Annotated in this window: 23 protein-coding genes; 16 read left to right on the forward strand and 7 right to left on the reverse strand. The window is 43.6% G+C overall.

What is annotated here, in order from left to right:
* The first annotated feature begins 142 nt into the window (after positions 1–142).
* Positions 143–805 carry a DUF6266 family protein gene (locus tag BWD42_RS16730; protein WP_077437545.1) on the forward strand — a complete coding sequence of 221 codons (663 nt, stop codon included), beginning with the start codon at positions 143–145 and terminating at the stop codon, positions 803–805.
* A 76-nt stretch (positions 806–881) separates the two neighbouring features.
* Here the strand turns inward: BWD42_RS16730 and BWD42_RS16735 are convergent, their stop codons facing one another.
* A complete protein-coding gene (locus BWD42_RS16735) occupies positions 882–2,201 on the reverse strand; it encodes a MutS-related protein (RefSeq protein ID WP_077437546.1) in 1,320 nt (439 codons plus the stop codon).
* A gap of 220 nt (positions 2,202–2,421) precedes the next feature.
* On the opposite strand from BWD42_RS16735, the gene BWD42_RS16740 reads away from it, so the two are divergent.
* From BWD42_RS16740 to pstB, 4 genes are read left to right on the forward strand one after another with little or no spacing between them, the layout of a single operon-like run.
* Positions 2,422–3,282, forward strand: a complete 861-nt coding sequence (locus tag BWD42_RS16740) for a PstS family phosphate ABC transporter substrate-binding protein (protein ID WP_254846259.1) — start codon at positions 2,422–2,424, stop codon at positions 3,280–3,282.
* A 5-nt stretch (positions 3,283–3,287) separates the two neighbouring features.
* On the forward strand, positions 3,288–4,178 hold the full coding sequence (gene pstC, locus BWD42_RS16745) for a phosphate ABC transporter permease subunit PstC (protein WP_077437547.1): 891 nt from the start codon (positions 3,288–3,290) through the stop codon (positions 4,176–4,178).
* On the forward strand, positions 4,168–5,025 hold the full coding sequence (gene pstA / locus BWD42_RS16750; protein ID WP_077437548.1) for a phosphate ABC transporter permease PstA: 858 nt from the start codon (positions 4,168–4,170) through the stop codon (positions 5,023–5,025). Before pstC ends, pstA begins: the two co-directional genes overlap by 11 nt.
* Positions 5,015–5,761: a phosphate ABC transporter ATP-binding protein PstB gene (pstB, locus tag BWD42_RS16755; protein WP_077437549.1), complete on the forward strand. Its 747-nt coding sequence runs from the start codon at positions 5,015–5,017 to the stop codon at positions 5,759–5,761. Before pstA ends, pstB begins: the two co-directional genes overlap by 11 nt.
* A 123-nt stretch (positions 5,762–5,884) precedes the next feature.
* Here the strand turns inward: pstB and BWD42_RS16760 are convergent, their stop codons facing one another.
* The 4 genes from BWD42_RS16760 to BWD42_RS16775 form a co-directional block, all read right to left on the reverse strand.
* Positions 5,885–6,295, reverse strand: coding sequence for a hypothetical protein (locus BWD42_RS16760; protein WP_077437550.1), 411 nt, complete (start codon positions 6,293–6,295; stop codon positions 5,885–5,887).
* A 261-nt stretch (positions 6,296–6,556) separates the two neighbouring features.
* Positions 6,557–6,742 (reverse strand): hypothetical protein, encoded by a 186-nt coding sequence (locus tag BWD42_RS25005; protein ID WP_254846260.1) that lies wholly within the window; start codon positions 6,740–6,742, stop codon positions 6,557–6,559.
* A gap of 240 nt (positions 6,743–6,982) precedes the next feature.
* The gene (locus BWD42_RS16770; protein WP_217700094.1) at positions 6,983–7,243 is read right to left on the reverse strand and encodes a hypothetical protein; all 261 of its coding nucleotides are present in this window, start codon (positions 7,241–7,243) and stop codon (positions 6,983–6,985) included.
* Between the two features lie 161 nt (positions 7,244–7,404).
* The gene (locus tag BWD42_RS16775; protein WP_077437551.1) at positions 7,405–9,267 is read right to left on the reverse strand and encodes a vWA domain-containing protein; all 1,863 of its coding nucleotides are present in this window, start codon (positions 9,265–9,267) and stop codon (positions 7,405–7,407) included.
* 80 nt (positions 9,268–9,347) lie between these two features.
* On the opposite strand from BWD42_RS16775, the gene BWD42_RS16780 reads away from it, so the two are divergent.
* The 3 genes from BWD42_RS16780 to BWD42_RS16790 all read left to right on the forward strand — a co-directional run bounded on the left by BWD42_RS16780 (position 9,348) and on the right by BWD42_RS16790 (position 13,266).
* Positions 9,348–9,926: an RNA polymerase sigma factor gene (locus tag BWD42_RS16780; RefSeq protein ID WP_077437552.1), complete on the forward strand. Its 579-nt coding sequence runs from the start codon at positions 9,348–9,350 to the stop codon at positions 9,924–9,926.
* Positions 9,913–11,184 (forward strand): TonB family protein, encoded by a 1,272-nt coding sequence (locus tag BWD42_RS16785; RefSeq protein WP_077437553.1) that lies wholly within the window; start codon positions 9,913–9,915, stop codon positions 11,182–11,184. The genes BWD42_RS16780 and BWD42_RS16785 overlap by 14 nt, the downstream gene beginning before the upstream one ends.
* A 111-nt stretch (positions 11,185–11,295) precedes the next feature.
* On the forward strand, positions 11,296–13,266 hold the full coding sequence (locus BWD42_RS16790) for a transglutaminase domain-containing protein (RefSeq protein WP_077437554.1): 1,971 nt from the start codon (positions 11,296–11,298) through the stop codon (positions 13,264–13,266).
* A gap of 373 nt (positions 13,267–13,639) precedes the next feature.
* Here the strand turns inward: BWD42_RS16790 and BWD42_RS16795 are convergent, their stop codons facing one another.
* Positions 13,640–15,121 (reverse strand): PLP-dependent aminotransferase family protein, encoded by a 1,482-nt coding sequence (locus tag BWD42_RS16795; RefSeq protein ID WP_077437555.1) that lies wholly within the window; start codon positions 15,119–15,121, stop codon positions 13,640–13,642.
* 141 nt (positions 15,122–15,262) lie between these two features.
* Between BWD42_RS16795 and bioB the strand changes: the two genes are divergently transcribed.
* From bioB to bioD, 6 genes are all read left to right on the forward strand, one after another.
* Positions 15,263–16,342 (forward strand): biotin synthase BioB, encoded by a 1,080-nt coding sequence (bioB, locus tag BWD42_RS16800; protein ID WP_077437556.1) that lies wholly within the window; start codon positions 15,263–15,265, stop codon positions 16,340–16,342.
* A 56-nt stretch (positions 16,343–16,398) separates the two neighbouring features.
* On the forward strand, positions 16,399–17,682 hold the full coding sequence (gene bioA, locus BWD42_RS16805; RefSeq protein ID WP_077437557.1) for an adenosylmethionine--8-amino-7-oxononanoate transaminase: 1,284 nt from the start codon (positions 16,399–16,401) through the stop codon (positions 17,680–17,682).
* Entirely contained in the window at positions 17,682–18,839 is a 1,158-nt protein-coding gene (locus BWD42_RS16810; protein WP_077437558.1) for an 8-amino-7-oxononanoate synthase, read from the forward strand. Before bioA ends, BWD42_RS16810 begins: the two co-directional genes overlap by 1 nt.
* A complete protein-coding gene (locus BWD42_RS24785) occupies positions 18,836–19,543 on the forward strand; it encodes a DUF452 family protein (RefSeq protein WP_077437559.1) in 708 nt (235 codons plus the stop codon). Before BWD42_RS16810 ends, BWD42_RS24785 begins: the two co-directional genes overlap by 4 nt.
* Positions 19,544–19,556: 13 nt before the next feature.
* Complete coding sequence (gene bioC, locus BWD42_RS24790; protein ID WP_077437560.1) at positions 19,557–20,321, forward strand: malonyl-ACP O-methyltransferase BioC; 765 nt, start codon at positions 19,557–19,559, stop codon at positions 20,319–20,321.
* 213 nt (positions 20,322–20,534) lie between these two features.
* On the forward strand, positions 20,535–21,167 hold the full coding sequence (gene bioD, locus BWD42_RS16825) for a dethiobiotin synthase (protein ID WP_077437561.1): 633 nt from the start codon (positions 20,535–20,537) through the stop codon (positions 21,165–21,167).
* Between the two features lie 192 nt (positions 21,168–21,359).
* Here the strand turns inward: bioD and BWD42_RS16830 are convergent, their stop codons facing one another.
* On the reverse strand, positions 21,360–23,873 hold the full coding sequence (locus BWD42_RS16830) for a phosphocholine-specific phospholipase C (RefSeq protein ID WP_077437562.1): 2,514 nt from the start codon (positions 23,871–23,873) through the stop codon (positions 21,360–21,362).
* Positions 23,874–23,945: 72 nt separating this feature from the next.
* Between BWD42_RS16830 and BWD42_RS16835 the strand changes: the two genes are divergently transcribed.
* Both BWD42_RS16835 and BWD42_RS16840 read left to right on the forward strand, forming a co-directional pair.
* On the forward strand, positions 23,946–24,770 hold the full coding sequence (locus BWD42_RS16835) for a response regulator transcription factor (RefSeq protein ID WP_217700095.1): 825 nt from the start codon (positions 23,946–23,948) through the stop codon (positions 24,768–24,770).
* Complete coding sequence (locus tag BWD42_RS16840; protein WP_077437563.1) at positions 24,767–26,182, forward strand: sensor histidine kinase; 1,416 nt, start codon at positions 24,767–24,769, stop codon at positions 26,180–26,182. Before BWD42_RS16835 ends, BWD42_RS16840 begins: the two co-directional genes overlap by 4 nt.
* Positions 26,183–26,203: the final 21 nt, after the last annotated feature.

Genomic DNA, 26,203 nt, shown 5'->3' on the forward strand with positions numbered 1-26,203 from the left:
ATTCGGACTTCATTCGGATAAAAGCGTATAAACTCCCTATTACATCCCTATTTTGTATCTATTAAATTACAATGAATCTAGGAGTTAAAGCAAACCTTTCCCCCACTTGTCTGTTAACAGCTTCAAACCAAGTATAAAAATTATGGCACGAGTAAATAATGGAGCAAACGGTGCCCCCTCCGGAAAAGTTGGCGCTGTCGTATTTTGCAAATGGAAGGATATCACCTATGTACGTTCCCTTCCTAAAGTCAGAAAAAAAAGAAAACTATCGGACAGCGAGGAAAAAAACAGGGGTAAATTTGGCTTTACACAAACTTTTCTGGCCCCGTTTACAAAATTTTTCCGCTTAGGTTTTCAGCATTATGCAGAAAACATGACCGCTTTTAATGCGGCTATGTCCTATCATCTTGAACATGCCGTCCTCATGGGGGCACAGGGGCCTGCCATCAATTATGAAAAATTTGCGATCAGTAGAGGATTGGACGATCTTATTGTTTCCACATCCACCGAGATCGTAGACCATAAACTCGAAATCAAATGGGAACCCAAAATGACTAAGGAACTGCTGAACCATGAATTAATTGACTTTAGGGCCATGGCGCTCTTACTACCTGAAAATTCAATGGATCAATCAAATGGACTGCTATTGGGTAATAGCATCGAACACCGATCCCAGTTGATCGACCTACCTAAGATCAGTGAAAGCTCAATTTTTCATGTCTATCTGGGTTTCGCAGCGACAGATGGAAGCAATCGTAGCATGAACAGCGTTTATGTCGGCAAAATTACTGCAGAAAAAGAATGATTTGGAATAAAGACAATATTGTCCTTATCAAACTGAAGAAATAGTTATGCCAAATGCGTGTTGATGATAAACAGGATTATTTCATTAATTCCTGAAAAGAAGTAAATACGCCGCTTTTGTTCAATAACCACATTCCCAGACGCTCATAGGCAATCCCGTCACTGATTTTATAGGTAAAAAAAGGTAAGCCTGCATGGTCTTTCTCAATATTCAGTCTTTTAAAACTAATGTTACTCAGCCCTTTTAGCTTTTCAGCCAACTCTGCAATATGGGAAGATACAATCGCGAATGGCCCATCAATTACAGTAAAGAATTTCATCACTTCAAATATTGCCAGTGAAGCATCTTCGTTATTCGTTCCCTTAAACAGCTCGTCCAGGATGATCAGGGCATTTGACTTAGGCTGTAGCTGATCTGCGATTTCTTTAAGCCGAATCCCTTCATTATAAAAATGACTGTAGCCCAAATCTATATTATCGTTTATATTGATTGAAGTGAATAATCCATCCAGTACATCCGTTTCCATGGCGAGGCCGGGGACAGGAAAACCGATATGGGCTAAGTAAACAGCTATTGCTATCGACTTGATTAAGGAGGATTTACCAGCCATATTGGCTCCTGTAAGAAACCAGACCTTCTCTGAGCGCGCCATAAAAATATCGTTGGGTATTGGCTTCGAGTGAAAAAGATGGTATAATCCCGCAATACAGAGTTTCCCCGTTTCCCACTTTTTGGTAAAAACCGGAAAACAATGGACTTTGTCCCTGAAGGATTTTGCAATTGCTAAATAGGCGTCAGTTTCGTACAAAAAGCCCAAAATGGATTTAAGTTCCTTCAATAAATCACAGCGAATAATATGGTTATAAATATCAAAGTTAAAATGAGTAACATGAAGTTTAGCGCTACGGAAATTATCGGTTTTTAATATCTTTTTTAAACAGTATTTAGATTTTTCGAAATATTCGGCAATATCCGCATCGTCATTAACCTGCAGTACCACAGCTAAAAATCGATGAAAGTTAAGTAATACATCAACGATTTCGATCATCGATCGCTTGGTATAAAAATACGTTGGAGAACTTACTCTGAATACGTTCAGCACATAAAGGAAAGACTTCGCGTTGGGAGTTGGGACCAAAAACTTTTCCAGGTCCAAAAGTATGGATTTATCAAAATAAAAGGAATGATCCACGAATGGTAACATACGTTTTATCTTATTATGCCTTTCCGCAATCAGGTTTAAGTTAGTCGTCGGAGATAAAAAAAAACTTTGCAATACCCGACTTCCTCCGTCCGTCGTTGTGTTGCTGAAAAAGTCAAGAACACTCCGTCCAAAAGTACTGCTGAGTTGCAGGTCTTTTTTTGTCTGTTCGTCAATTAGAAATCTGTTAGCCATTTTTTATATCTCAGGTCAGCTTTCGCAATGATCGATGCTTATACTGTTCGTTTATTTTTGATTATACCCTCAGAAAAAACCTCGCTGAGTGGCTCTACCTAAATTAACTAAAAATATGGCGAATACATCAACGTAAAAATATATTTACGGAATATTACTTCATAATAAGATAACATTGTGCTAACACAAAATCCTTGTTGTTCTGTTTAACTTAGTAAGAATGAATGATATGGCTTTGAATCGCTTTATTTATACGATACTTTTTAGTTTCAGCCTCCTGTTATGGTCCTGTGGCAATACAGATCATACCATTAAAATGAAAGGTTCGGATACGGAGGTCAATCTTGCCGTTAATCTTGCCGAAGCATATAACAGGACCGATCCAAGCTTCAGCATGGCTATTTCAGGCGGGGGCTCTGGGCTCGGCATTACTTCCCTATTGAATGGACAGGCAGATATCGCCAACTCCTCACGGCCACTGACCGAAGAAGAACAGGCGCTCTTCAGAAAGAAAAAAATAGACCTCAAAACCGTTGTCTTTGCCGAAGATGCTACCGCTTTTGTGGTGCATAGCGACAATCCGATCTCGGAGATTGATGTGAAAACGCTGTCAAAAATCATGAGTGGGGAGATCGAAAACTGGAAATCTGTTTCCAGCAGGAACATTCCGATCAATATTTATGGCAGACAGAGCAGTTCGGGTACCTATTCATTTATTCGCAAGAAACTGAAAATAGTCTACAGCCAAAAGGCCAAGGAAATGACCGGCAATGCACAGATTCTGGAAGCCATCAAAATCGACAAATCAGGTATCGGCTATGTCGGTGCGGGCTATATCTCCAAAAAAATTCAAGATAACAAGGGGATCAAGGTATTGAAAATTAAAAATGATGTCAATTCCAATGCGATATCGCCCTTAGATTCAGCAGCGATAAAAAACAGGTTATATTTCTTCCAACGCCCCCTCTATCAATTTATTCCCGAAAAGTCATGGCCAAAGGTGCTGTCGTTTATCCAATTCGAAACCAAAGGGGAAGGAACGAAGATTATTGAAAACTCAGGTTATTACCTTATTCATTAAATAACATGCAGTACAAAAAACGAATAGCCATCGATCAGATTGCCAAAATCATATTCAAGTCTACCGGATATTTGGTACTTGCGCTTCTGGGTGGTATTTTCTTTATGTTGCTCTATAACGCGGTCGCCTTCTTTCTGGAAGTTTCGCCTCTGGATTTTATCAGCGGAAGCCAATGGAACCCCACAGCAGCAGAACCCGTCTACGGCATTCTACCTTTAATTGTGAGTACTTCCATTGTCTCTTTCGGTGCGATGCTGATTGCCGTTCCACTAGGGGTGGGGACAGCAGCTTTTATTTCCGAATATGCAAGTCCCAAACTCAAGACGATTTTAAAACCAGCTATAGAGATGCTTGCAGCAATCCCTTCGGTGGTGATCGGTTTTTTGGGGATTGTATTGGTTGGTCCGGGAATAGCAGATCTAAACAATCTACCCAATGGACTGAACGCATTAAATGGTGCAATCTTATTGGCCATCATGGCTCTTCCAACCATTATTACCATCTCCGAAGATGCCATACATGCGGTACCGCAAACGTACCGTGAAGCGAGCTATGGCCTTGGCGCGTCGCGCTGGCAGACTCTCCGTAAGATTACGATCCCGGCAGCGGCCCCAGGAATCATTGCAGCAGTCATGCTTGGACTCGGAAGGGCCATCGGCGAAACCATGACCGTACTGATGGCTACCGGTAATGCCGCGATATTTCCCAAGGGATTTTTTGATTCGGTCAAAACTATTACCGCAACCATCGCTATCGAAATGGGGGAAGTCCCCTATCAGACCACGCATTATTATGCCTTGTTCGCCATAGCGATTGTCTTATTCTTTATGACCTTGGTGGCCAATCTGATTGGTGAATATTTTATTAACCGCTTTAGAAAATACCATGCTGCGTAAATTCAAAAAACTGGCACCGATCGTCGAATGGGGTACACTTCTCCTGTCCACAGGACTTGTCTGCTTCTTTTTGTGCGTGATCCTGTACGATATTTTCAGCAAGGGCTACCAGGTACTGTCCTGGGAATTTGTCGCTGAGCTGCCCACCAATGGCATGACACAGGGCGGTATCCTCACCCCGATCATCGGTACCGTATTTCTGACCTTGATCACGGCAATATTTTCCATTCCGTTTGGCATCTGTTGCGCCATTTATCTCAACGAATATGCAGAGAATACCTGGCTGACCCGTACAATCCGGGCCTCGATCCGCAATTTATCCGGTGTCCCATCCATTATCTATGGATTATTCGGTCTGGCACTTTTTGTGCAGGCCTTGAACCTCGGAACGTCGATTTTATCTGCCGGACTGACCCTAGGGCTCTTGTCCCTTCCCTATATAATCACAACGACGGAAGAGGCCCTGCTCCGTATTCCACGAAGCATGCGCGAGGCCGCACTGGCTGTGGGAGCCACCAAATTCGAATCGATCAAAGATGTGGTGCTTCCCGCCTCTTTGCCCGGTATACTAACTGGTATCGTCCTGACATTGTCCAGAGCCGCTGGAGAAACAGCGCCTATACTCTTTACGGGAGCCGCATTCTACATCACCAATTCCTTTGGCAACCTTAATCAGGAGTTTATGGCGCTGCCCTATCACCTGTATATGTTGTCAACACAACATCAGTCTATCGAAGAAGTCAGACCCATCGCCTATGGAACGGCATTGGTGCTGATTATTGTGGTCTTCCTTATGAATTTAACAGCTTTCTATATCCGGTATAAGTTTAGAAATAATGAAAAGTAAATTGGTCGCAGAACAGCTCAACCTATGGTTTGGGAGCAAACAGGTATTGAAGAATATCAATATCGAATTTGAAGAAAACAAAGTTACGGCGCTGATAGGTCCCTCAGGCTGTGGCAAGAGCACCCTTTTGCGAAGTTTTAACCGCATGCACGACCTCTATCCGGAGGCCAGAATCGAGGGACATATCAAGCTGGATGGCCGCGAGATCTATCAAAAAGATATAGAGGTTACCGATCTCCGCAAACGCATCGGTATGGTTTTCCAAAAAGCCAATCCCTTTCCCAAGAGTATTTACGAAAATATCAGCTATGGTCTTAAGATTAACAATCTGATTGCTGATAAGGCGACCGTACAAAAGGCATTGGAAGAAGCTTATATCTGGGAGGAGGTTAAAGATGATTTAAAAAAGCCCGCCACACGGCTTTCTGGGGGACAGCAACAAAGGCTCTGTATCGCCCGTGCGGTAGCGCTGCGTCCCGAAATTATTTTGATGGATGAACCTTGCTCGGCATTGGATCCGGTGAGTACCCTGAAAATCGAGGAACTTATTCATCATCTGAAAAAAAAATATACGATAGTTATAGTCACCCATAATATGCAACAGGCACAACGTGTCGCCGACAAAACGGTCTTTATGTACCTCGGAGAAATAATTGAACAGGGGGATACGCATCAGATTTTTAACAACCCGCAACATGAAACTACACGTAATTATATTAGCGGGCATTTCGGTTAATCTCTTTATCCGAAATACACCTTTTGTGTGCATATTCCATATTTTTGCTGATATTCGGTGAGTTCATATGTTGCCAAACACAAAAAAGACAAATGAGTTTAGTAATGCAACAATAGCCTGCCCCTAGCTTTCAAAAGGATCCGTCTTTTTCTCGGTTTTTAATATCCCGATCAAATGCTGTAGCGCTTTCTGCAAACGTTTGGCATCATCTTCGGTCTGGATAGCCCAGAGGATCTCTTCGGTGCTCGCGGCGGATTTATAACGGATTTGATAGCCCGATTTTACGCGTGCCACAGCAAGTGGCTCGGATTTCGATAGATCGCTTCTATAATGCTGACCAGTAGACAGAAAAACGGTCAGGACTTTGCCATCCACCGTAACCGTATCAATTTTGGTTTCTTTATAGCGATAGGCAATCTTGTAGAGCTTATTGATGTAAGCTATGGTCTGCTGCTTGTTGAGCGTTGTATTTTGGGCTTCCAACCCACTGTGCGCTCCAAAAAAGAGAAAACATATTAATAGGAAGTTCTTCATGCTTCAAATTTATTAATAAACTCCACTTTCCCCTCTTTATTATCTCAAATTTATTTATTCGTTGAATCAAAAAAACTTGATAAAGATACATTGTTTGAAAATTCGATAAAAAAACGATTAACCAATTTAACAAAAGGCCGGTAATCAACCATGGGAAGTAAAAGGGGTGTAAAGTATTTTATGGATATTCTTATTGAATGAAAGTGGATAATATTAGTGTTATAACCCAGGATTAAGAAGAAATCAAAAAGTTGAAACCGATCACTGTTTCCTTTCAAACCAATTTTCAAGCTTTAAATTTTTTATATAACGAAAATCTTTCAAATTATCAGTAACCAGAACAAACTCATTTTCTAAGGCAGTTACTGCAATTATTAAATCAAATTCATCGTTCATAGGAGTCCCTTCTTTTCTCAATCTCACTTTAGTTTTTGCATATTGTTCCACCGATCCCAATATTGGGATTACGGTCAGTCCTTTGATAAATGCATCAACAGCCTTATGAGATTTTTAAGGATTTTCACTGTTTTCCGCTCCATATTTTAGCTCAAAAACAGTAATTTCAGAAATGAAACAATTCTCAACCCCTTTTTCTTTTATTAAACTGTCGAGATTTAATTTACCACGCAAAAAGAAAATACAAATACATGTATCAAGTAAATATTGTTTCACAGGCGATGTTCCTTTTTACAATTTTAAATCATCAACTTTAAATCTTCGACTTGATTTGATTTCAGCAATAATATCTTCCGCTGATTTTTCAGAAGCAAAAGCGCCAAATGACTTAAAAAACTCATCTTCATTTGATTTTCTCTCTTTTTTTAATGACTTAGCCAAGCGCTCTAACAATTCAAGCTTCCCGATAGAACTTAAGTTTTCAAAAAGAATAGAATATGTTTTTATTATATTTTTTTCAGCATGTGTCATTTTACCCTCCTTGGCTCTCATTACTGTAAAAGCTCTATTTCAAAGATAGTTACAATTAATTTAATATCGAAATATCCCAAACACTTCATTATATTCAATTGTGTCTGGCCAGTAACTTTATTACTGATCAGACACAATTTCCTATCGGATATTAATGCGTTTTAGCTTGTATTTTAAGCCTTCTACAATTTCGCTTTCGATAAATCCCGTGCATTTTCGGCCATTCGGATAAATTCAGCACGATAACCTTCATTATCGGTTCCCTTTGCTGCCTTCGCACGTGCGATCAGACGGTCAAAATTAGCCTGTTGTTTAAAGTCCGATTCACGAAGTAACAGCCCCAGTTCGGCCACAGCCGTTGCAAAACGTAAATCTTCACTGACCTTATTCAACTCGGTTACCTTAGCTTGTACTACATGTTGCTGCAATTTACTTTTTTCGCCATCCGGTTCCTTATAACGGAATTTGACCGTTGCCAACTCTCCGTTGCCTTTGACCTCAATATACTTAGTTGAATTTTGCTGGTATTTCAATGGATCTACCGTTCCGACCATCTCGGAGTTAACGCCTACAGGAACGATTTCATACAGCGCTGTCACCACATGCCCTACGCCCATGTCGCCACCCATTTTCTGATCATTATTGAAATCTTCGGCTTCAAGCAAACGATTTTCATAGCCGACCAAGCGATAAGCCTGCACATAATTCGGATTGAACTCTACCTGAATCTTCACATCTTTAGCCACCGTAAATAATGTACCGCCAAATTCGGTCACCATGGCTTTCCGTGCTTCGGAAATATTGTCGATATAAGCGTAATTGCCATGTCCTTTATCTGCTAAAATCTCCATTTTGCTATCTTTCAAATTTCCCATGCCATAGCCAAGCACGGTCAGAAAAACACCAGACTTACTCTCTTTACTGATCAGTTCCTCCATAGACTCATCGCTGTTCTCGCCTACATTGAAATCACCATCACTGGCCAGGATAATCCGGTTGTTGCCACCCTTGACCAAGTTTTGGCGGGCAATCTCATAGGCTTTTCTGATCCCGGCGGCACCGGCAGTACTTCCTCCCGCTTCCAGTTCATCTATTGCTGTTTTGATTTTCATTTTCTGGCTACCGCTGGTACTTTCCAGTTTCACTCCGGCTGAACCTGCGTAGGTGACAATAGCCACACGATCAATATCACGCAACTGATCCACCAGCATTTTCAGGGAAGATTTTACTAAAGGCAAGCGTCCCGCGCCCATCATCGATCCTGATACGTCGATCAAGAAAACCAGGTTGGAGGCTTTGAGTTGGTCCCTCGGGATATCTTTGGCTTTTAAGGTCACTCGCATCAACTGATGTGCATCGTTCCAAGGCGCCTTGGTCAATTCGGTTACGATATTCACCGGATCACCGTTCTTTGGTCCAGCTACCTGATACTGAAAGTAATTGATCATCTCCTCAACGCGTACAGCATCCTTATCGGGTAGACTGCCCGCATTGATAAACCGGCGCACATTGCTGTATGAAGCGGCATCCACATCTGCAGCAAATGTCGACAACGGTTCCTTCATTGGATTGATAAACTTATTTTCTTTGATTTTTTGATACGATTCCTGGCTTTGCTCCGGTATATAACCGCCACGAATATATATTCCCGATGCCTGACCTGCTAAGGCCGTAGAGGCATTCGCCGTAAATGCGGTATTTCTTTTCGCAACTTTACCATAGCCCACAACGACAACCTCTTCCAGTGTACGGTTATCCTGTACCATGCGAATATCCATCGTTGAGTTCCCTTTTACCTTCACCCTTTGGGTAATATAACCAAGGGACCTGAACTCCAAAGTGGTCTTACCGGATGTTACCTGGATCTGATAATTTCCATCACGATCGGTAGCTGTACGCGCATTAGTTTCTACATTTATGACAACCACAGCACTTAACGCCGTTTTAGTCTTTGCATCGGTCACTTTCCCTTTCACTTCGTATTGCTGGCCGGCATATCCACCAAGGGATAGCAACATGCTCATTAAAAAAAGTATTGTTCTCATATCGTTCAAATTTTGTCAAGGGATGCATCAAATATTAAATTTCCATAAACCAGAAAAAAAAAATATTTTTAGCAAATAAAATGTTCGCATTCAAGTCGTCAAAGAAGGATTCCACGCAAGACCAGGAGCTCTTGCAGCAATATCAGGAGACCACAGATCTCAAGGTATTGGGAAACCTTTATCAACGACATACCGAGATGGTCTATTATGTCTGCCTAAGGTATCTTCAAGATCCAGAACTGAGCAAGGATGCCGTGATGAATATTTTTGAAGAGCTTATCTACAAGGTTAATAAGCAAGAAATCAAAGACTTTCCGAGATGGCTCTATGTGCTGGGCAAAAACCATTGCCTGATGTATCTAAGGTCACAAAAGAACAAATCACAAATTTCTTTGGATGAATTTGTGAAATATCCCGAAGATCTGCATCAGTATGAGCAACAGGATGAAAAAGAGGAGCAATTGACTGCGATGGAAGGCTGCCTGGAAAAATTACCGGACAAACAGCAACAGTCCGTCAGACTCTTTTTTCTGGAGGAAAAATGTTACAAAGAGATCAGCGACTCGACGGGATATAGCTTAAATGAAGTAAAAAGTTATATCCAGAATGGGAAGCGGAATTTAAAAAATTGCATGGAGGCTTGGAATGAGCGACAGTAATTACGACATAGCATACTTAAAGAAATACGTCAACGGCCAACTTTCTCCCAAAGAGATGTACGCCATTGAACGTGAGGCCCAACGTGATCCCATGTTGGCGGATATTCTTATGGGTATAGAAATGGATCAAAACAGTACTGTTCCTTCCGAACTCAACGCAGGTATTGCGCAACACATTGAGCATAGAAAAGAAGCAAAAATAAAAGTCTTCGACTGGAAACGACTGGCAATTGCTGCTACTGTAGTTGCTATCCTAAGTGCAGGTATCCTCTATTTCCAGCAACAGAGAAGCCCTTCTGAGGCAAAACTTACAGCAGATGTTGCTGTACCGGCTGATGTGCCCGTACCAAAATCCAAACCTCAGAACGATACAACGACTTCGTCAGCCATCGCAACGGACAGTAAAGAGCAGGACAGCCCTAGGCTGGCGGACAACAATAAACCCGCAGGCCTACCTCGACATACAACGGAAGAAACCGCTCCGATTCATAAGGAGTCCCCTATCCGAATCGCGCTGAGTGAAAAAATGAATAGTGGCATCCACAGGGAGCGAACTATGGGCGACTCAAAACTGCTTGACAGTGTAGAGGTATTTGGTTACGCGCCACAGGCGAAAAAAAGTATAACCGGAAGTACGGTTATGATCCGCGGGCAACAACCCAGTCAAAGCAATGCGCTCGCCGGCCGTGTCGCCGGTGTCAATGTAACCCCGCAAACCTACGGTAGTCCGTTACAGGTCACTGTTCGTGACAAAGAAACCGGCTTGCCGATATCGGGAGTTACCATTATACAGCCCAATAGTAAACTGGCGACAAATACTGATGCGCAGGGAAAAGCCACCATCCAACCAAGCACCGTAGACTCACTGGTCGATATCATGGCAGTAGGTTATAATACTGTTGCGCTGAATATGCGCCGCAACAAAAACCTAAATATTAAATTACAACCTTCCGGAGCAGTACTTGAAGAAGTCGTGGTGACGACCATGTCAGCCCGGAAAATAAAGCGCGCAGAACCTGTCTGGGGCTGGAAGTCATTTAATAATTACGTTAAAAAGAAAACAGCTAACAGCCGCTATGAGGGCACCGTACGCCTGAATTTCGATATCGATAAAGATGGATTCCCTTCCAATATCACCATCCTGCAGAGTGCAAATGAGTACCTGGACAACCAGGCCAAGCAAATTTTACTCTCGGGACCAAAATGGAAAGATGGAGACAACCGGTATGTCACGCTGACGTTTGATTTTAAGTATTAGTAGCTATTTAAAGGCTATTCGATCGCAATTCAAGCAAAAAAAATTAGTGTATAAAATCTAAGATTATTTCATACATTAGCACTATAATTCTTAACCATATAGTGACTTTTTATGAAAGGCTTTTTCACCAGTCTGCTTATTCTCGGCAGTTTTTGGGCTCATGCCCAGGATTTTTCATTCGGTAAGGTAAAAAAAGAGGATTTCGCCATCGATATTGGCAAATTGGACACTGCAGCCAATGCTTTTGTCATTCGGGAATATGGTTCCGCACAGGTCAACTATACTGCGCAGAAAGGTCTGGTTGTCGAATTTTTAAAGCATGTCCGGATCAAAATCCTGAACAAGGAAGGTTATGCACACGCGAACTTCACGATCCCACTTTACAAAAATGGCAATGAACGCGAGGTTGTCACGGACATCAAGGGGGCTTCCTATCACCTGGAAGGGGATAAAGTCATTGAAACAGAGATGACAAAGGCCAATATTTTCAATGAAAATTCTTCGGAAAACATTTCCCTGACCAAGGCCGCCATCCCACAGGTCCAGGAGGGAACAATTATTGAATATCGCTACAAAACGGAATCCCCTTTTATTTTTAACCTCAATGCCTGGGAATTTCAGGAAGAACTCCCCAAAATCTATAGCGAATATGTCACCCGTATACCGGAAATATGCCATTACAAGTCCAATTTAAAGGGTGGATTTCCCATTAAAGAACGCAAAACCGATAATTATAACACAGGGTTAGAAAGTTCAATTGGCGAAGTCCTGGGCAACAAAACGACCTATATCATGGAGAATATTCCGGCCTTCCACAGCGAAGATTATATGACCTCCTCGAAAAACTTCCGGTCTATTCTCTTTTTTGAACTTGGGCGCTATAGCTTCCCCATGGGTCCTACAAAAGACTTCTCCATGACCTGGGAGAATGTACGGGAAAAATTGGTCGCAGACGAAAGTTTTGGTGGTCAGGTCAAGCGCAAAGGGGCCTTAAAAGAATTTATCGAACCTGTATTGCAGGGTGCAAACAATGATATCACAAAAGCATCCCGTCTCTATGCCTATTTTCAGAAACAGATCAAATGGAACAAGAAGCACTCGATATACGCGAAAAATATCAAAGAGGCGCTTGAAAAAAGAACCGGTAATAGTGCCGACATCAATCTCGGATTGGTCAATGCCTTGCGTTATGCCCAGTTAGAGGCCATCCCGATTATTTTATCAACGCGTGACAACGGCTACGCAGGCCTGTATGCACCCGCAATATCGGAATTCAACCATGTTGTCGCTCAGGTGAAAATCGGCGAAGAATACTATCTATTAGATGCAACCTCTCCCTACGAACCCTTCGGCAATATTCCCTTGAAATGCGTCAACTACCAAGGTCGTTCTATCCCTCTGACCGGAGAATCCGACTGGGTAAAACTGGAGTCCAGACTTCCCGCCTCACAAAGTAATTTCTTCTTTGGTGAGCTCATGGAAAATGGTACCTTAAAAGGAAAATGGGTAACATCCCGTAATGGTTATACGGCTTCACGCATGCGTGAACGTCTACAGGGCAGCAATTCCGAAGAGGAATTTTACGAAAAATTGGATGAGGAAAATAACCGTATCAAAATCAATAGTTTTAAAGTCTCCAACCGGGATTCTTTGGACAAACCATTCGCCGAAGAATTTGAAATTGAGATTGAAAATTTTGCCAACCAACAAAATGATCAGCTTGCTTTCAATCCTTATATTGACAGCAAAACCACCAAAAACCCTTTTAATCTGACCGAACGGAATTATCCGATTGATTTCGGATCCCTGATACTCGAAGAAAGCTATATGGAAATCAAATTGCCAAAAGGATATACATACACCCCCGAGGCAAAATTAAAGAACATCAGTATGGCGCTACCCGAACGCGCTGCCCGCTATATTTTTAAAGTCAGCAATTCAGATCCGAATGTCCTACTTATTGAGAGCGCAACTCAATTTAACAAACCGTTGTTTCTGCCAGAAGAATATTTTGATCTAAAGGAGTTTTTTAGCCGGATCATTCAAGCGCAAAAACTGGATATTTCACTAAAAAAAATCTAGTTGCTGTCTTAACAAAAACTTCATGTTATATTGACGATAAGCTTAAATAAGGGTAATAAATTTGAATAACAAAAAAAAGAATTAAAATGATTAAAGATTCAGAATTATTCGAACTAGAGTATACCTTTCTTGGTGAAGGTTTCGAGTTAGATGGTGATGACATTATCACCGATGAAGACTAGGTCTTCACTTTTTTAAGCAAGTATTATTCCCCTTATATAATCTCTAAGCCCGGTTGATTCCTCTCCGGGCTTATTCTTTTCATAGTTGATCCTAATTCTGTCCCTACCTTCATATAGATTTCGGATTACAGACGCATCACACCTGTCTTTCTCATCGAAATCAGCAAAGCCCAACCGCAAAATCACACCGCTCACTTAGCTCCGACAGTCTCTTGATAGGCTTCATGCAACAGACTGATCGCATCCTGCATATCTTTTTCATCGAGATGAGCAAAACCCAAACGCAGGGCTGTCACCGTTCGATTCTGGTAAAGGCAGTAGCTCGGCAGCAGCAATCCCTTCCCTTTGGCTCTCGCCTGTAAAGCGATCACTGAAAAACCAACATTAAACCGTACCCAAAAAGCCAATCCCGAAACCGGAACCTCAAAAACGATCTTATTTTCAAAATAGGTACGCAGCAACTCTGCAAATAAGTCTTTCCGTTCGGCGATGACTTTTTGAAACTTCCGCTGATACCGAAAGATATCGCCTTGATGGATAATTTCACCCAGTGTTTTTTCGATCATAAAATTGGGTTTGCCAAAGAGATTCAGGTATTTTTTGCCCTCCTCCAGAAGATCTTGAGGAGCAATCAAAAAGTTCATTTGAAAACCTGGATCCAAAAAACGACCGAAAGTCCCTGTATAGATCACCCTATTCCCTGCATTTTTACGAAAAAGGGACTCCCCCTTGTCTTTGACCAGCGAAGACTCAAAATCAACATCATCTTCGATCACAATAAAATTATACTGTTCGGCCAGCTGCAACAACTGCATTTTTCTTTTTTCAGAAAGGCTTACTGTAGTGGGATATTGGCATTTCGTATTGATATAAACACACCTGATTGCTCCGGGTGCAAAATGATCTGCGATATAATCAATATCCATTCCCATTGCATCTACAGGAACCGTTTTCAGCTTAGCTCCGGCTTGGCTAAAGATCATGTTCGGCAAAAAATAGCTAAGATTTTCGACCAGTACAATATCTCCACGCTGAATCAGTAGGCGCGATAAAATAGAAAAGACCTGTTCCCTGCTGGCAATAGGCAATAGAAAGTTTCGGGAGAGATGGAATCCCCGTGTCAAATTGAGATAATAGCTCAATTGATCCCTAAAAAACAGATTTCCGTCGGCGGTAGCCAAAAATTCATTGCTCTTTTTTTTCCGCTTCATCATTGCAGCGTAAAAACGAACCAGTTCTTCTGTATCGATAACACGGTAGTCCGGGGTACCGTCTGTAAAATAATATTTTTCGGGGACTTCCATTACCGGTGTATCCAGGATCAATTCCCTTCTAAAATGATATGGAGCCCGATCTGGTGGCTGCCTAAAGACCTCAATCGCGGTTACTTCTGAGCTCAGAGGTTCTGGATTTTTTACAAAAGTACCTCTATTGGGCAAGATCTCCACCCAGCCTTGCTCCTGTAGTTCCGCTAGTGCGGCAACCACTGTTTTTCGATGCACATTCAATTCCGTCGCTATCTTTCGGCTTCCTGGGAGAAGATCCCCATCCTCCAGCAAGTTGCGCTTGACAGCATTGATAAATTGATAGACGATCTGTATATACACCGCATCTTCCTTACAGCGATCTATCTTGATAATTGAATGAAAAGCTATACTAACCGGACTACTCATTATATTTATTTCGGACTACCAAAGTTAAACTTTAAACAGTAATATTTGCAATTCAGCTGAAAAACAGCTTGCTGAAAATTTGAGGCTCACACCATATTTTTCAATAAAAACTGATTTTTCAAACGATCAAAAACAAATGTTATGCAAACTAAAAAGAAATGGACACAGGCAGAAGTTGTTGCCTTATATAACAAACCGATCATGGAATTATTGTACGAAGCGGCTACAGTCCACCGAACCCATCATGATCCCAATAAAGTACAGGTTTCTACATTGATTTCAATAAAAACCGGTGGATGTCCCGAAGATTGTGCCTACTGTCCGCAGGCCGCACGTTACCATACCGATGTTAAGGCCGAGCAGCTGATGAGCGTTGAACAGGTAAAAACGCAGGCTTTGGCAGCCAAAGCTAGCGGCAGTTCGCGGATATGCATGGGTGCTGCCTGGCGCAACGTCAAAGACGGCCCCGAGTTTGACCAGGTATTGGATATGGTACGTACACTGAACAGACTGGATATGGAAGTCTGCTGCACCTTGGGTATGCTGACCGAAAATCAGGCTCATCGCCTATCGGAAGCAGGCCTCTACGCCTATAATCACAACCTGGATTCCTCTGCTGAATACTATGAAGAAATTATTTCGACCCGAAGTTACAATGACCGTTTGCAGACCATCGAAAATGTACGCAAAACAAATATTACGGTATGCAGTGGCGGCATTATTGGTATGGGCGAGAGCATAGCCAACCGGGCGGATATGCTGATTACATTGGCATCACTTCATCCGCAGCCCGAGTCGGTACCGATCAATGCGCTGGTTCCGGTCGCGGGCACACCGATGGAAGCCATGGAGACCGTATCGATTTGGGAAATGGTACGCATGGTTGCCACCGCGCGAATTTTATTGCCACAAACGCAGGTTCGCTTATCTGCCGGCCGTACCAAGATGAGTCGCGAAGGGCAGGCCCTCTGTTTTTTTGCCGGGGCAAATTCCATTTTCGCAGGTGATAAACTGCTCACAACCGCCAATCCGGATGTAAACGAGGATATGGATATGTTCAAAACGCTGGGCTTAATCCCACAACAGCCCTTTGAGAAAAAAAGCCAGCCTGAAACTATCGCAATGGAGGATAGTCAATACCAGGCACTGGGTGAAAAACCACAATGGTCGCGACCTGACCACAAAATTCAACGCAACCTGGCCAAACAGCAAGGGAAATAATAGATCGGGGACAGCCTATCAGAGACCGAAAATCAGGAATTGAAAAAAATAATAGCATGACAGCGTATAAGACTGACGATTTCGACAGACAGCACCTATGGCACCCCTATACCAGTATCACAGCCCCACTGCCAGCCTACAAGGTGAAACGGGCAGATGGTTGTGTGATTGAACTGGAAAACGGTCAGCAGCTGATCGACGGCATGTCGTCCTGGTGGTGTACCGTCCATGGATATAACCATCCTGTATTAAATGCTGCAGTAACGGACCAGCTCAACAAGATGTCGCATGTGATGTTTGGTGGTTTGACACATGAACCTGCAATTGCCCTTGGTAAAATGCTGCTTGCGATCATCCCCCCCTCACTCAATAAAATATTTTATGCCGATTCTGGCTCCGTTGCTGTGGAAGCGGCACTCAAAATGGCTGTACAGTACTGGGGGGCACAAAAGAAGATCAACAAGACCAACTTTGTTACCGTTCGTTCGGGTTACCATGGCGACACCTGGAATGCCATGTCTGTATGTGATCCTGTGACGGGCATGCACCGCATCTTCGGCAACACCCTCCCCCTCCGTTACTTCGCAGCCGCCCCTCAAATTGGGTTTGGTGACCAATGGGATGCGAGCGATATTGCCCCCTTAGCAGCGCTTATCAAAACACATCAGGACGAATTGGCGGGCCTGATCCTTGAACCTATTGTCCAGGGTGCCGGTGGAATGCGCTTCTACCATCCCGAATATCTCCGTCAGGCAGCACGACTCTGCAAGGAGAATAATATCTTACTGATTTTTGACGAAATCGCCACCGGGTTCGGTCGCACCGGTAAGCTCTTTGCCTGTGAACATGCGGATGTAGAGCCAGATATTCTATGCCTTGGCAAGGCCTTGACAGGTGGATACATGACCTTATCCGCAGTAATCACTACTACGGCTGTTGCAGAAACCATTTCCAATGGTAATCCGGGTATGTTTATGCACGGTCCGACTTTTATGGCAAACCCGCTGGCCTGCGCCGTGGCACTTGCGTCGATCAAATTATTATTGTCAATGGACTGGAAAGCAAAGGTGAAATATATTGAAACACAGCTGACACAAGCACTTTCCCCGGCAAAAGACTTCCCCCAGGTAGAAGATGTCCGGATTTTGGGAGCTATTGCTGTCATCGAAATGAAAAATCCAGTAGACATGGTAAGTATACAAAAACGATTTGTGGAAGAAGGCGTCTGGGTCAGACCTTTTGGCAAACTGGTTTATATCATGCCTCCTTTTATTATCAATACGGAAGAGTTAAACAAACTGACACAGGCTCTACTCAAGGTCGTCAAAGAAATCGACTAATGGAAAACAATCTACTCGATAGCTTTGTGGATGAACTTCACAAACTCGAAAAACAAGGAAATAGGCGAACACTCCCCCTGATTATCCAGCAGGGAAACCACATCCAATACGAAGAGAAAAACGGTTACAACCTCTCCTCAAACGATTATCTGGATCTGGCTACGGACCTGACATTGCGTGAAGAATTTTTACAATCGGTCAACAGCGAAAATGCGCTTTTCAGCGCTTCATCTTCACGTCTCTTAACTGGAAATCATGTGCTGTATACCCAACTGGAGAAGCGGTTGAGCGCGATGTTCGGTACAGAAAGTGCGCTGGTTTTTAACAGTGGTTATCACATGAACACAGGTATACTTCCAGCCATCTGCCATGGGCGTACCCTAATCCTGGCTGACAAATGGGTGCACGCCAGTCTAATTGATGGCATCCGGCTTTCGACAGCTCAGTATTTCCGGTATCGACATGCCGACTATGCCCATCTGGAAGAATTACTAGCAAAACATGCTTCCCGCTTCGAACGCGTTATTATCGTCACTGAAAGCATATTCAGTATGGACGGCGACTGTACTGACCTTGGTTATCTGGTTCGCCTCAAACATCATTATCCGAACGTCATGTTGTACCTGGATGAAGCCCATGCGGTGGGAGTACGTGGCGAAAGAGGACTTGGTTGCGCAGAAGAGCAGGGATGCATTGCTGCCATTGACTTCCTGACCGGAACCTTCGGAAAAGCGCTGGCATCTTTAGGTGGCTACTTGGTCTGTCGACAGCCGATTCGAGATTACCTGATCAATAAAATGCGGACATTGCTATTCACAACCGCACTCCCGCCGATCAATCTCCTATGGAGTTTATTTATTCTGGAACGCTTGGACAGTTTTTCAGATCGACGTCAGCAATTGCGCAAAAACAGTATATTGCTCAAACAGGAGATCATCGCAAAAGGTTACGAATGCAGCTCACAAAGCCATATTCTACCCCTTATAATAGGCGACAGCAACGCGGCAGTACGGAAAGCCGAAGACCTGCAGCAAAAAGGGTTTTACGTACTGCCCATCCGTCCACCTACTGTACCGGAAGGAACTTCAAGAATACGTATCTCACTAACATCGGGTATAACCACATCGCTTATTCATCAACTTGCAGCAAGCCTATGATATTGAAAAAAATTATCCATGCACTTCATCCGGTCAACCCAGATAATTTGGTACCACTAAATAATCCAGTACCATCCAACAAAAAGCTTGTCCTATTCTTTGCGGGATGGGGAATGGATGAACAGCTGTTCTCGGGTTACGCCCGATCCGAACAGAATCTGATGATCGCCTACGACTATTCTTCCTTAACCCTGGACGAAACCCTGTTAAAAGGCTACGATGAAATCCAAGTTTTTGCCTGGTCTATGGGCGTATGGGCAGCTTCACAGGTATTACCGAAACTGCAGACGCAGCATTATCCGATCGGTACCTGTACAGCCATCAATGGCACGCCATATCCGATTGATGACAACAGAGGAATTCCAGTCCAGATATTCAAAGCCACCTTGAACACGTTAAACGAAAAAACGCTGGATAAATTCAGACTACGGATGTGTGGCTCAAGGGAGACGTTAAACCATTTTCTTGCTAGAGCCCCCAGGCGGGACATAGCGAGCCTTCGAAAAGAATTAGCTGCAATTGAAGAACAGGCAACAGTACAATCCGGTACAACTTTTCAATGGGATCAGGCCTACATCGGAAAGGATGACCGCATCTTCAGTTCGGAAAACCAGCAGCGGGCATGGGCGCACAGCCCCCATACATTTGTCGATACGCCGCACTATCCCAAACAATTATTTAAACAGCTTTTGCAGGAGATCTAAAATACTTAACATCATGGACAAACAACGGATCAGCTCCCGTTTTTCTAAAGCCGCCGCTAGCTATGACTCAGCAGCGGTTGTGCAAGGTCAAATTGCCGAAAAAATGATTCGCCTGCTCCGGAATCATGTTCCCATCAGACCAGATAGGGTACTTGAAATAGGCTGCGGAACCGGACTCCTTTCCCGCTTGCTGCTCCAGCAACTCTCACCGAAGCATACGATCTTCAACGATATCTGCCCGGAAATGATCAAAAGTGTGAAGAGTATTGTCTTGCCGCAGCATAGTTCGCAACACTGCAGCTTTATCTGTGCCGATGCCGAAACCTGTAACTTACCCGGTGAACTGGATCTCATTACCTCCTGTTCCACTATTCAATGGTTTGAAGACCCCAGCGCCTTCTTTGCGCGCTGCCATACCGCACTTCATGCGCATGGTATCCTAGCATTCAGCACATTTGGCGAAGAAAATATGCGCGAGATCAGCAGTACAACAGGAGTCGGCTTAACCTATCATACCCAATCGGCACTGGTAGCGGAATTGTTGGCATTGGGCTATGAAATTCTCTCCGTAGAAGAAGAACTCCTGAGCCTCAGCTTTGAAAGCCCCTTACAGGTGCTCAGCCACCTGAAAGAAACCGGAGTGACAGGCATAAAAAATCATCGCTGGACAAAAAGCAAGCTTCAGGCCTATTGTACCGAATATGTAGATCGTTATGCTGTGGGCACGCGGGTTCCACTGACTTATCACCCCATCTATATCATCGCAAAGAAAAAATGAACAATTCAACAAGTAGCGCTTTAAACCCTGGTTTAGCCGTTTCGGATTGAACAATGAACGCATTAAACAAGAGCGCCAAATAGGAAAGTGAACTGTTACGTAGTAAACCTGCTCCGGAATGTGCTGACAGATGACAGATGACAGATCCCTGCGAAATCTCAACAGCATGTAACACTGAATTGGCAATCGAATAAGCAGCAAAAAAAAATAGAAATGAAAAACAACATTTATTTTGTATCCGGCATAGATACCGGAATAGGCAAAAGTTACGCAACTGGTCTTCTTGCAAAGCAATGGAATGCAGACGGCCTGCGTACAATAACTCAAAAACTGGTACAGACCGGAAACACAGCGATTTCTGAAGATATTACCTTACACCGCGAACTGATGGGTATCGCCTTTACCGAAGATGACCAGGAGAAAATAACCATGCCTGAAATTTTCAGCTACCCTGCATCTCCACACCTGGCTGCACAAATAGATAAACGTGAAATAGACTTTGAAAAAATCAGGCAAGCTACAGCCCAGTTAAGCCAGCGCTATGATGCTGTATTGGTAGAAGGCGCCGGCGGCCTCATGGTACCACTCACGGAGGATTACCTGATCATAGATTATATCAAAGAAATGGGCTATCCTTTGCTTTTTGTAACCTCCGGCAAATTGGGCAGTATCAATCATACCCTATTAAGCCTGGAAGCCATTGCCAAACGAGGAATCAATCTGCATTCGGTGATATACAATACGTTCCCTGTACTCGAGGACAGTACCATCAGCACAGAAACACAGCGTTATCTCCGCAATTATATTCAAAAGTATTTTCCCGAAACCAAATTTATCACTTTATAAATATACCCAAACTCGTGCGTTCTTCCCATTGTAGCGAATCGCTTACGATGAGAAGAACGTCTAATCGCAGTTTTAAATGACCTTAGTCAAGCTGCCCCAGTCAAATTGCTGTATTACCTAAATCCTGCAACGAAAGGTCCGACCGACTGTAGCAGCGGGACTGCTCATGAAAACAGCTTTGCGTGCAAAACACTAGGCCAATAAGGGATCAGTAGTGGTTTCCACTCCGGTCTCCAACCGTCCTGCAAGCTGTACTTCAAAATCAGCCTTACCCAGTCCCTTTATCGCAAGATCGTACCAATTGCCATGCGCGGCAATATCCAAAATCAGCAGAAGCTCTTTACCGGCTCCGATTTCCTTTGTCGCAGCATAATGCTGATAATTCAAACTTTTTATCGCTAGCTGAACAGGCCCGGCATCTAGATTTCGTATGGTCAGCTGCAGCTTGCCTGTTGCTGTTCGGGTCAGTGATTTGAGTTCAGGGCCTACCGTAGCCAACACCGCGGGCGCATCTTTTTGTCCGGCATACTTGCGATAAAAACCATTTGGCCCATGCAGCTCAAAGGCATAGCGCTGCCCTTCAAACTGCCGCAGGTCCCACTGGTAGTCGAGGCGATCCCCGGCTTTGACCGCAAAATTCCAGTTTCGATAGCTTTCGCTTTTCCCCGCTCCGTCTATATAGACAAGTGGACTATACACATTGAAAGGTACACCGCTGGTCTTTTTACCAAATAGACCTGTATCCACCTGCATCGTCAGGTTAAATTGACCATTCTGCACATACCCAAAAGCGTCATGTCCGTAAGGCAATGCTGTCGATTTACGGATTCCCTTTTCCTGTACGCGATTGAATTTCGACGTCCAAACCTGCTGCTTAGCTTGGTTTAGATCCGTAATTTCGATAAAACCGCCCGGATTATCTTTAAATTGGGCGTTGTATATAGTTTCGATATATTGGTTACGTTCGAGGAATGGAAGCTGCTCCTGCGCCTGGACAAAAGGTGTGAAAGCCGCTGTCAGGTCACCACAAATTGTTCTCCGCCAGGCACTGATATGCTCCAGATTGATATTCTTATTGTATTTATGGTTAAAGAAATACTCCAAAAACTGCAATGTGGAGGTATGGTCGAATACCTGAGAACAGACCTTGCCTCCCCGTGACCAGGGTGATGCAATGTACATCGGTACGCGGAACCCCAGTCCCACTGCACCCTCACGCGCCTGTTTCTTTGGAATTCCCTGTTTAAGTTCATTCTCCAGGCGTACCATTTCCACCTCACTGTCAATTCCCGCCGAACAGGCGCCAGTATCTTTTTTCATTAGATCCGGCACGAGGAAAGGTTTCACATGGTCGTAATAACCATCATTCTCATCGTAAGTGATGATAAAAATCGTTTTTTTCCAGACTTCCGGATTTTTGGTCAAAATATCCAATACTTCCGACACATACCAGGCACCGTACCAAGGGGCACTGGGATGATCCGAGAAATTTTTGGGGCCGGCCAACCAGGATACTGCAGGTAATTTACCGCCGTCGACATCTTTTCGGAACTGATCGAGCACATCCCCTTTAGGCACTTCCAAAGTCCGCTTTTTTCCCTGCACTTTAAATTGCAAGGTCTCCAGTTTACGATAATTATGATCTCCCCTATTGACCGTGAAGGCTCGCTGATGTAAGGATTTGCTAAAATCAGACAGCTTACTGTAATTATCGGCACGAAACTCCTTTAGTTCAGCTTCGGCCCGCTCAAGTGCTTCACTTTTCTTGCGGATATCAATCCGGATTTTTTCTGCCTGCTCCTCCGATTCGGGCGATCGCTCTTCAAGCCTGGAAATCTGTCCCGGCAGATCACGTACCTGCGCCTCGAGGTTGCTGACATAGGTATCTTTAAACTTGACCTGATAGGCCTGAAAAAATTCCAATAGGTTACAGCCAAAGTTGGACAACCAGGCACGCTCCTCGCCCGATAGTCCGCCACCGCAGCTCGTTTCATTTTGATAAAAACGCCAATCGATATTGTTCTTTTCCAACAGTTCGGGAAAGGTTTGCCAGGTCATTTTTCCATAACCAAAGTCATCATTCCGAATATTGACCTTTTGCAATCCATCCTTTATTTCGGTGATCTTCCCAGTCCAAAAGAAGGAGCGGTTGGGGGTTGTACTGGTCATGCCCGAACAGAAATTTTGATCACATACGGTAAAAGCATCGGCCAACGCATAATGGAAAGGCAAGTCCTCACGCGTGAAATAACCAAGGGTCAGTGGCATCGCTGCATATTGCTTATTGCCCGATTGCTTGGCAGTCAGCCATTGGTCGTATTTCCCGTCATTGTAGGCATCCACCTGACTTGCCCTGCTATGGGGAAGTGAGCCCATCCAGGTTACCTTGCTCTCTTTGAGATTTAGCCGAAAAGGGGCAAACACCTTCCCTGCCTTATCTGTCTGATACCATACCGGGAGATCATTGGGCAAGCGCACCGCACGGGGATCATTGAATCCACGTACGCCGGAGAGACTCCCCAACGTATGATCAAAGGAACGGTTTTCCTGCATCAGGATCACGATATGCTCGGCATCCAAAAAGCTGCTGCCGGGTGCTGGATCGATGGCAAAGGCCTTTTGGATAGAGGCCGGCATAAAATTGGCAATACCGGCAGCTCCGGAAAATAACAAGCTCTTTCGAAGAAATTCTCTTCTGCTTTCCATAATGTTTATCTATAATTTCGATTTGAATCTACTTAGATTTCTTTTTGTTTCATATTTCTTCGTGTAAATCTTGTGTTACTAAATTATTTGCAGGAGAAGAATGTGACAAATGGAGAAGAATGTGTCCTAGGGAGGAATATCGCAAATGGGATCCGATGGACAGGGTTTACAAAATTTGCTTACTTTTACAGAAGGACAATGCATACATTTATGGTGGACATTTTGCTACTCGAAGACGACAGGATTCTTTCTACGGAAATTAAATCCTTTTTATTAAGTCAGGGTTTCTCCTGTGACCAGGCCTTTGATGGCATTGAGTTTCTCGCACAGACGCATCAAAAAAAATATGGCTTTTACCTGCTTGACATTAATGTACCCAAGATCAATGGTTTAGAAATCTGTAAAAAAATACGAAGTCACGACGCCATGACCCCGATCATGATTCTCTCGGCCTATGATGATATCGACGACAAAAAGGAAGCCTTTCTCCGTGCTGCGGACGATTACCTAGTCAAGCCCTTCGTACTGGATGAGTTGTTGCTTCGCATCAATTCACTTCTTCGCCGGCAGCAGCATAACGAAAACAATAGCCCCAAAACGCTGATTATAGATGATCTGATCATCTACCCGGACGAAGCCCGGGTACTCCGGTCAAATGAAGAAATCAACCTGACGCAGAAAGAATTTCAGTTGTTGCTAATTTTGGCGCAGGCCAATGGGCGAACTTTATCGAAGCAACATATTTCGGAGGAGGTTTGGCAAAATCAATTCCAGACAACACAAAATACCATCGAAGTTTATATCAATTTTTTACGCAAAAAAATAGACAAGAATTTTGAAAACAAACTGATTCATACCAGACCTGGATTTGGCTATTACCTCGCTGCCGATAAATGACTTTAAAAAAGAAAATAGCGATCAGTTTTAGTATTGCGTTCTCCATTTTATTTGGCATCGCAATGCTCATCATCTATTATGCCAGCGTTGACTTCAGAAACGATCAATTCCGCCAGCGTCTGGTCGATAAACTGGATTATATTTCACATTACATTGCCAATACGCCTTCTTTTGACCGCGAATCTTATAAAACTTATTTTCAGGACATTGAAGATGGGCTCTTTTATGAGGATGTCATTATCCTGGACAGGGACAAAAAACTTATTTTCAGCACGGTAAAAGACAAAACAATTACCTGGAACCAAGCGATCATCAACCGCCTGGAAAATGAAAAACGAATCTTCTATAAGCAGGATCAATATGAAATATTGGGCAAATATTACCTGATCAACAATCAGGCATATTACCTTTTGGTCAAGGCCCAGGATTATTCCGGCAACGAAAAGCTGGACCACCTGGCTATTGTATTAACGATCTTGTTCCTATTGAGTACGTCATTGATCTGGATCTTTAGCTATAACCTGATTCTCCGCTTACTGAAACCATTGGACAAACTCAAAAAGGATATCACGCAGATCAATGCCAGTAAGCTGACCAATCCGGTTAAATATGCCGGAAATACGGACGAAATCGCGGTATTGACCCAAGCATTCAATACCATGTTGAAACGGCTTTCCGGGGCATTTGAATCCCAAAAGGAATTTAATTCGAGTGCTTCCCACGAGCTGCGTACACCGCTGGCCAGAATGTCATTCCAGTTGGAGAACCTCCGGCATCAACAGCAGCTGGAGGAAGGGGTCAGTCATGTACTTGACAATATTGCAAAAGAAACACAGCATCTTTCGGAAGTCACCAACTCATTGATGTTGCTTTCGAAGTTTGATTCGGCGACGCTCCAAACGACTTATCAGGAAGAACGCATTGATGAAATCATTTTTACGGCATACGAAAAGGTTGCAAAGGCTTTCCCCGATCTGCAACTTGATTTTTTCATTAAAGGCGTCGCAGATCCCAGATTAACCCTCATTTGCTCGGCACAGTTAATTGAAATCGCTTTTGTCAATCTATTCAAAAACGCAGCACTATACTCCTATCATCCGGAGGTAAGTGTCGTTATCCATGAATCTCCGACACAGCTGAACGTATTGGTCACCAGTCATGGGGCTGCCCTGAGTGCCACTGATCAAAAGCGTATTTTTGATGCGTTCAGCCGCGGTGAGAATGCCTCCGAAACCATCGGTTCGGGCCTGGGACTACGGATCGTCAAACGCATTATGGATTCCCATCAGGCTAGCATCGAATACAAAGCCAATACAGGGCATTCGGCGCATATTTTTATACTCAGATTCCCGATCTCCGGTTCGACGGCTGAAGCCGACGATTCCCAGCCCACCCCTGATCGACTGAGCTGAAAAACGATTAAATTTTAAGCT

The sequence above is a fragment of the Sphingobacterium sp. CZ-UAM genome (assembly GCF_002000245.1).
Classification (GTDB): Bacteria; Bacteroidota; Bacteroidia; order Sphingobacteriales; family Sphingobacteriaceae; genus Sphingobacterium.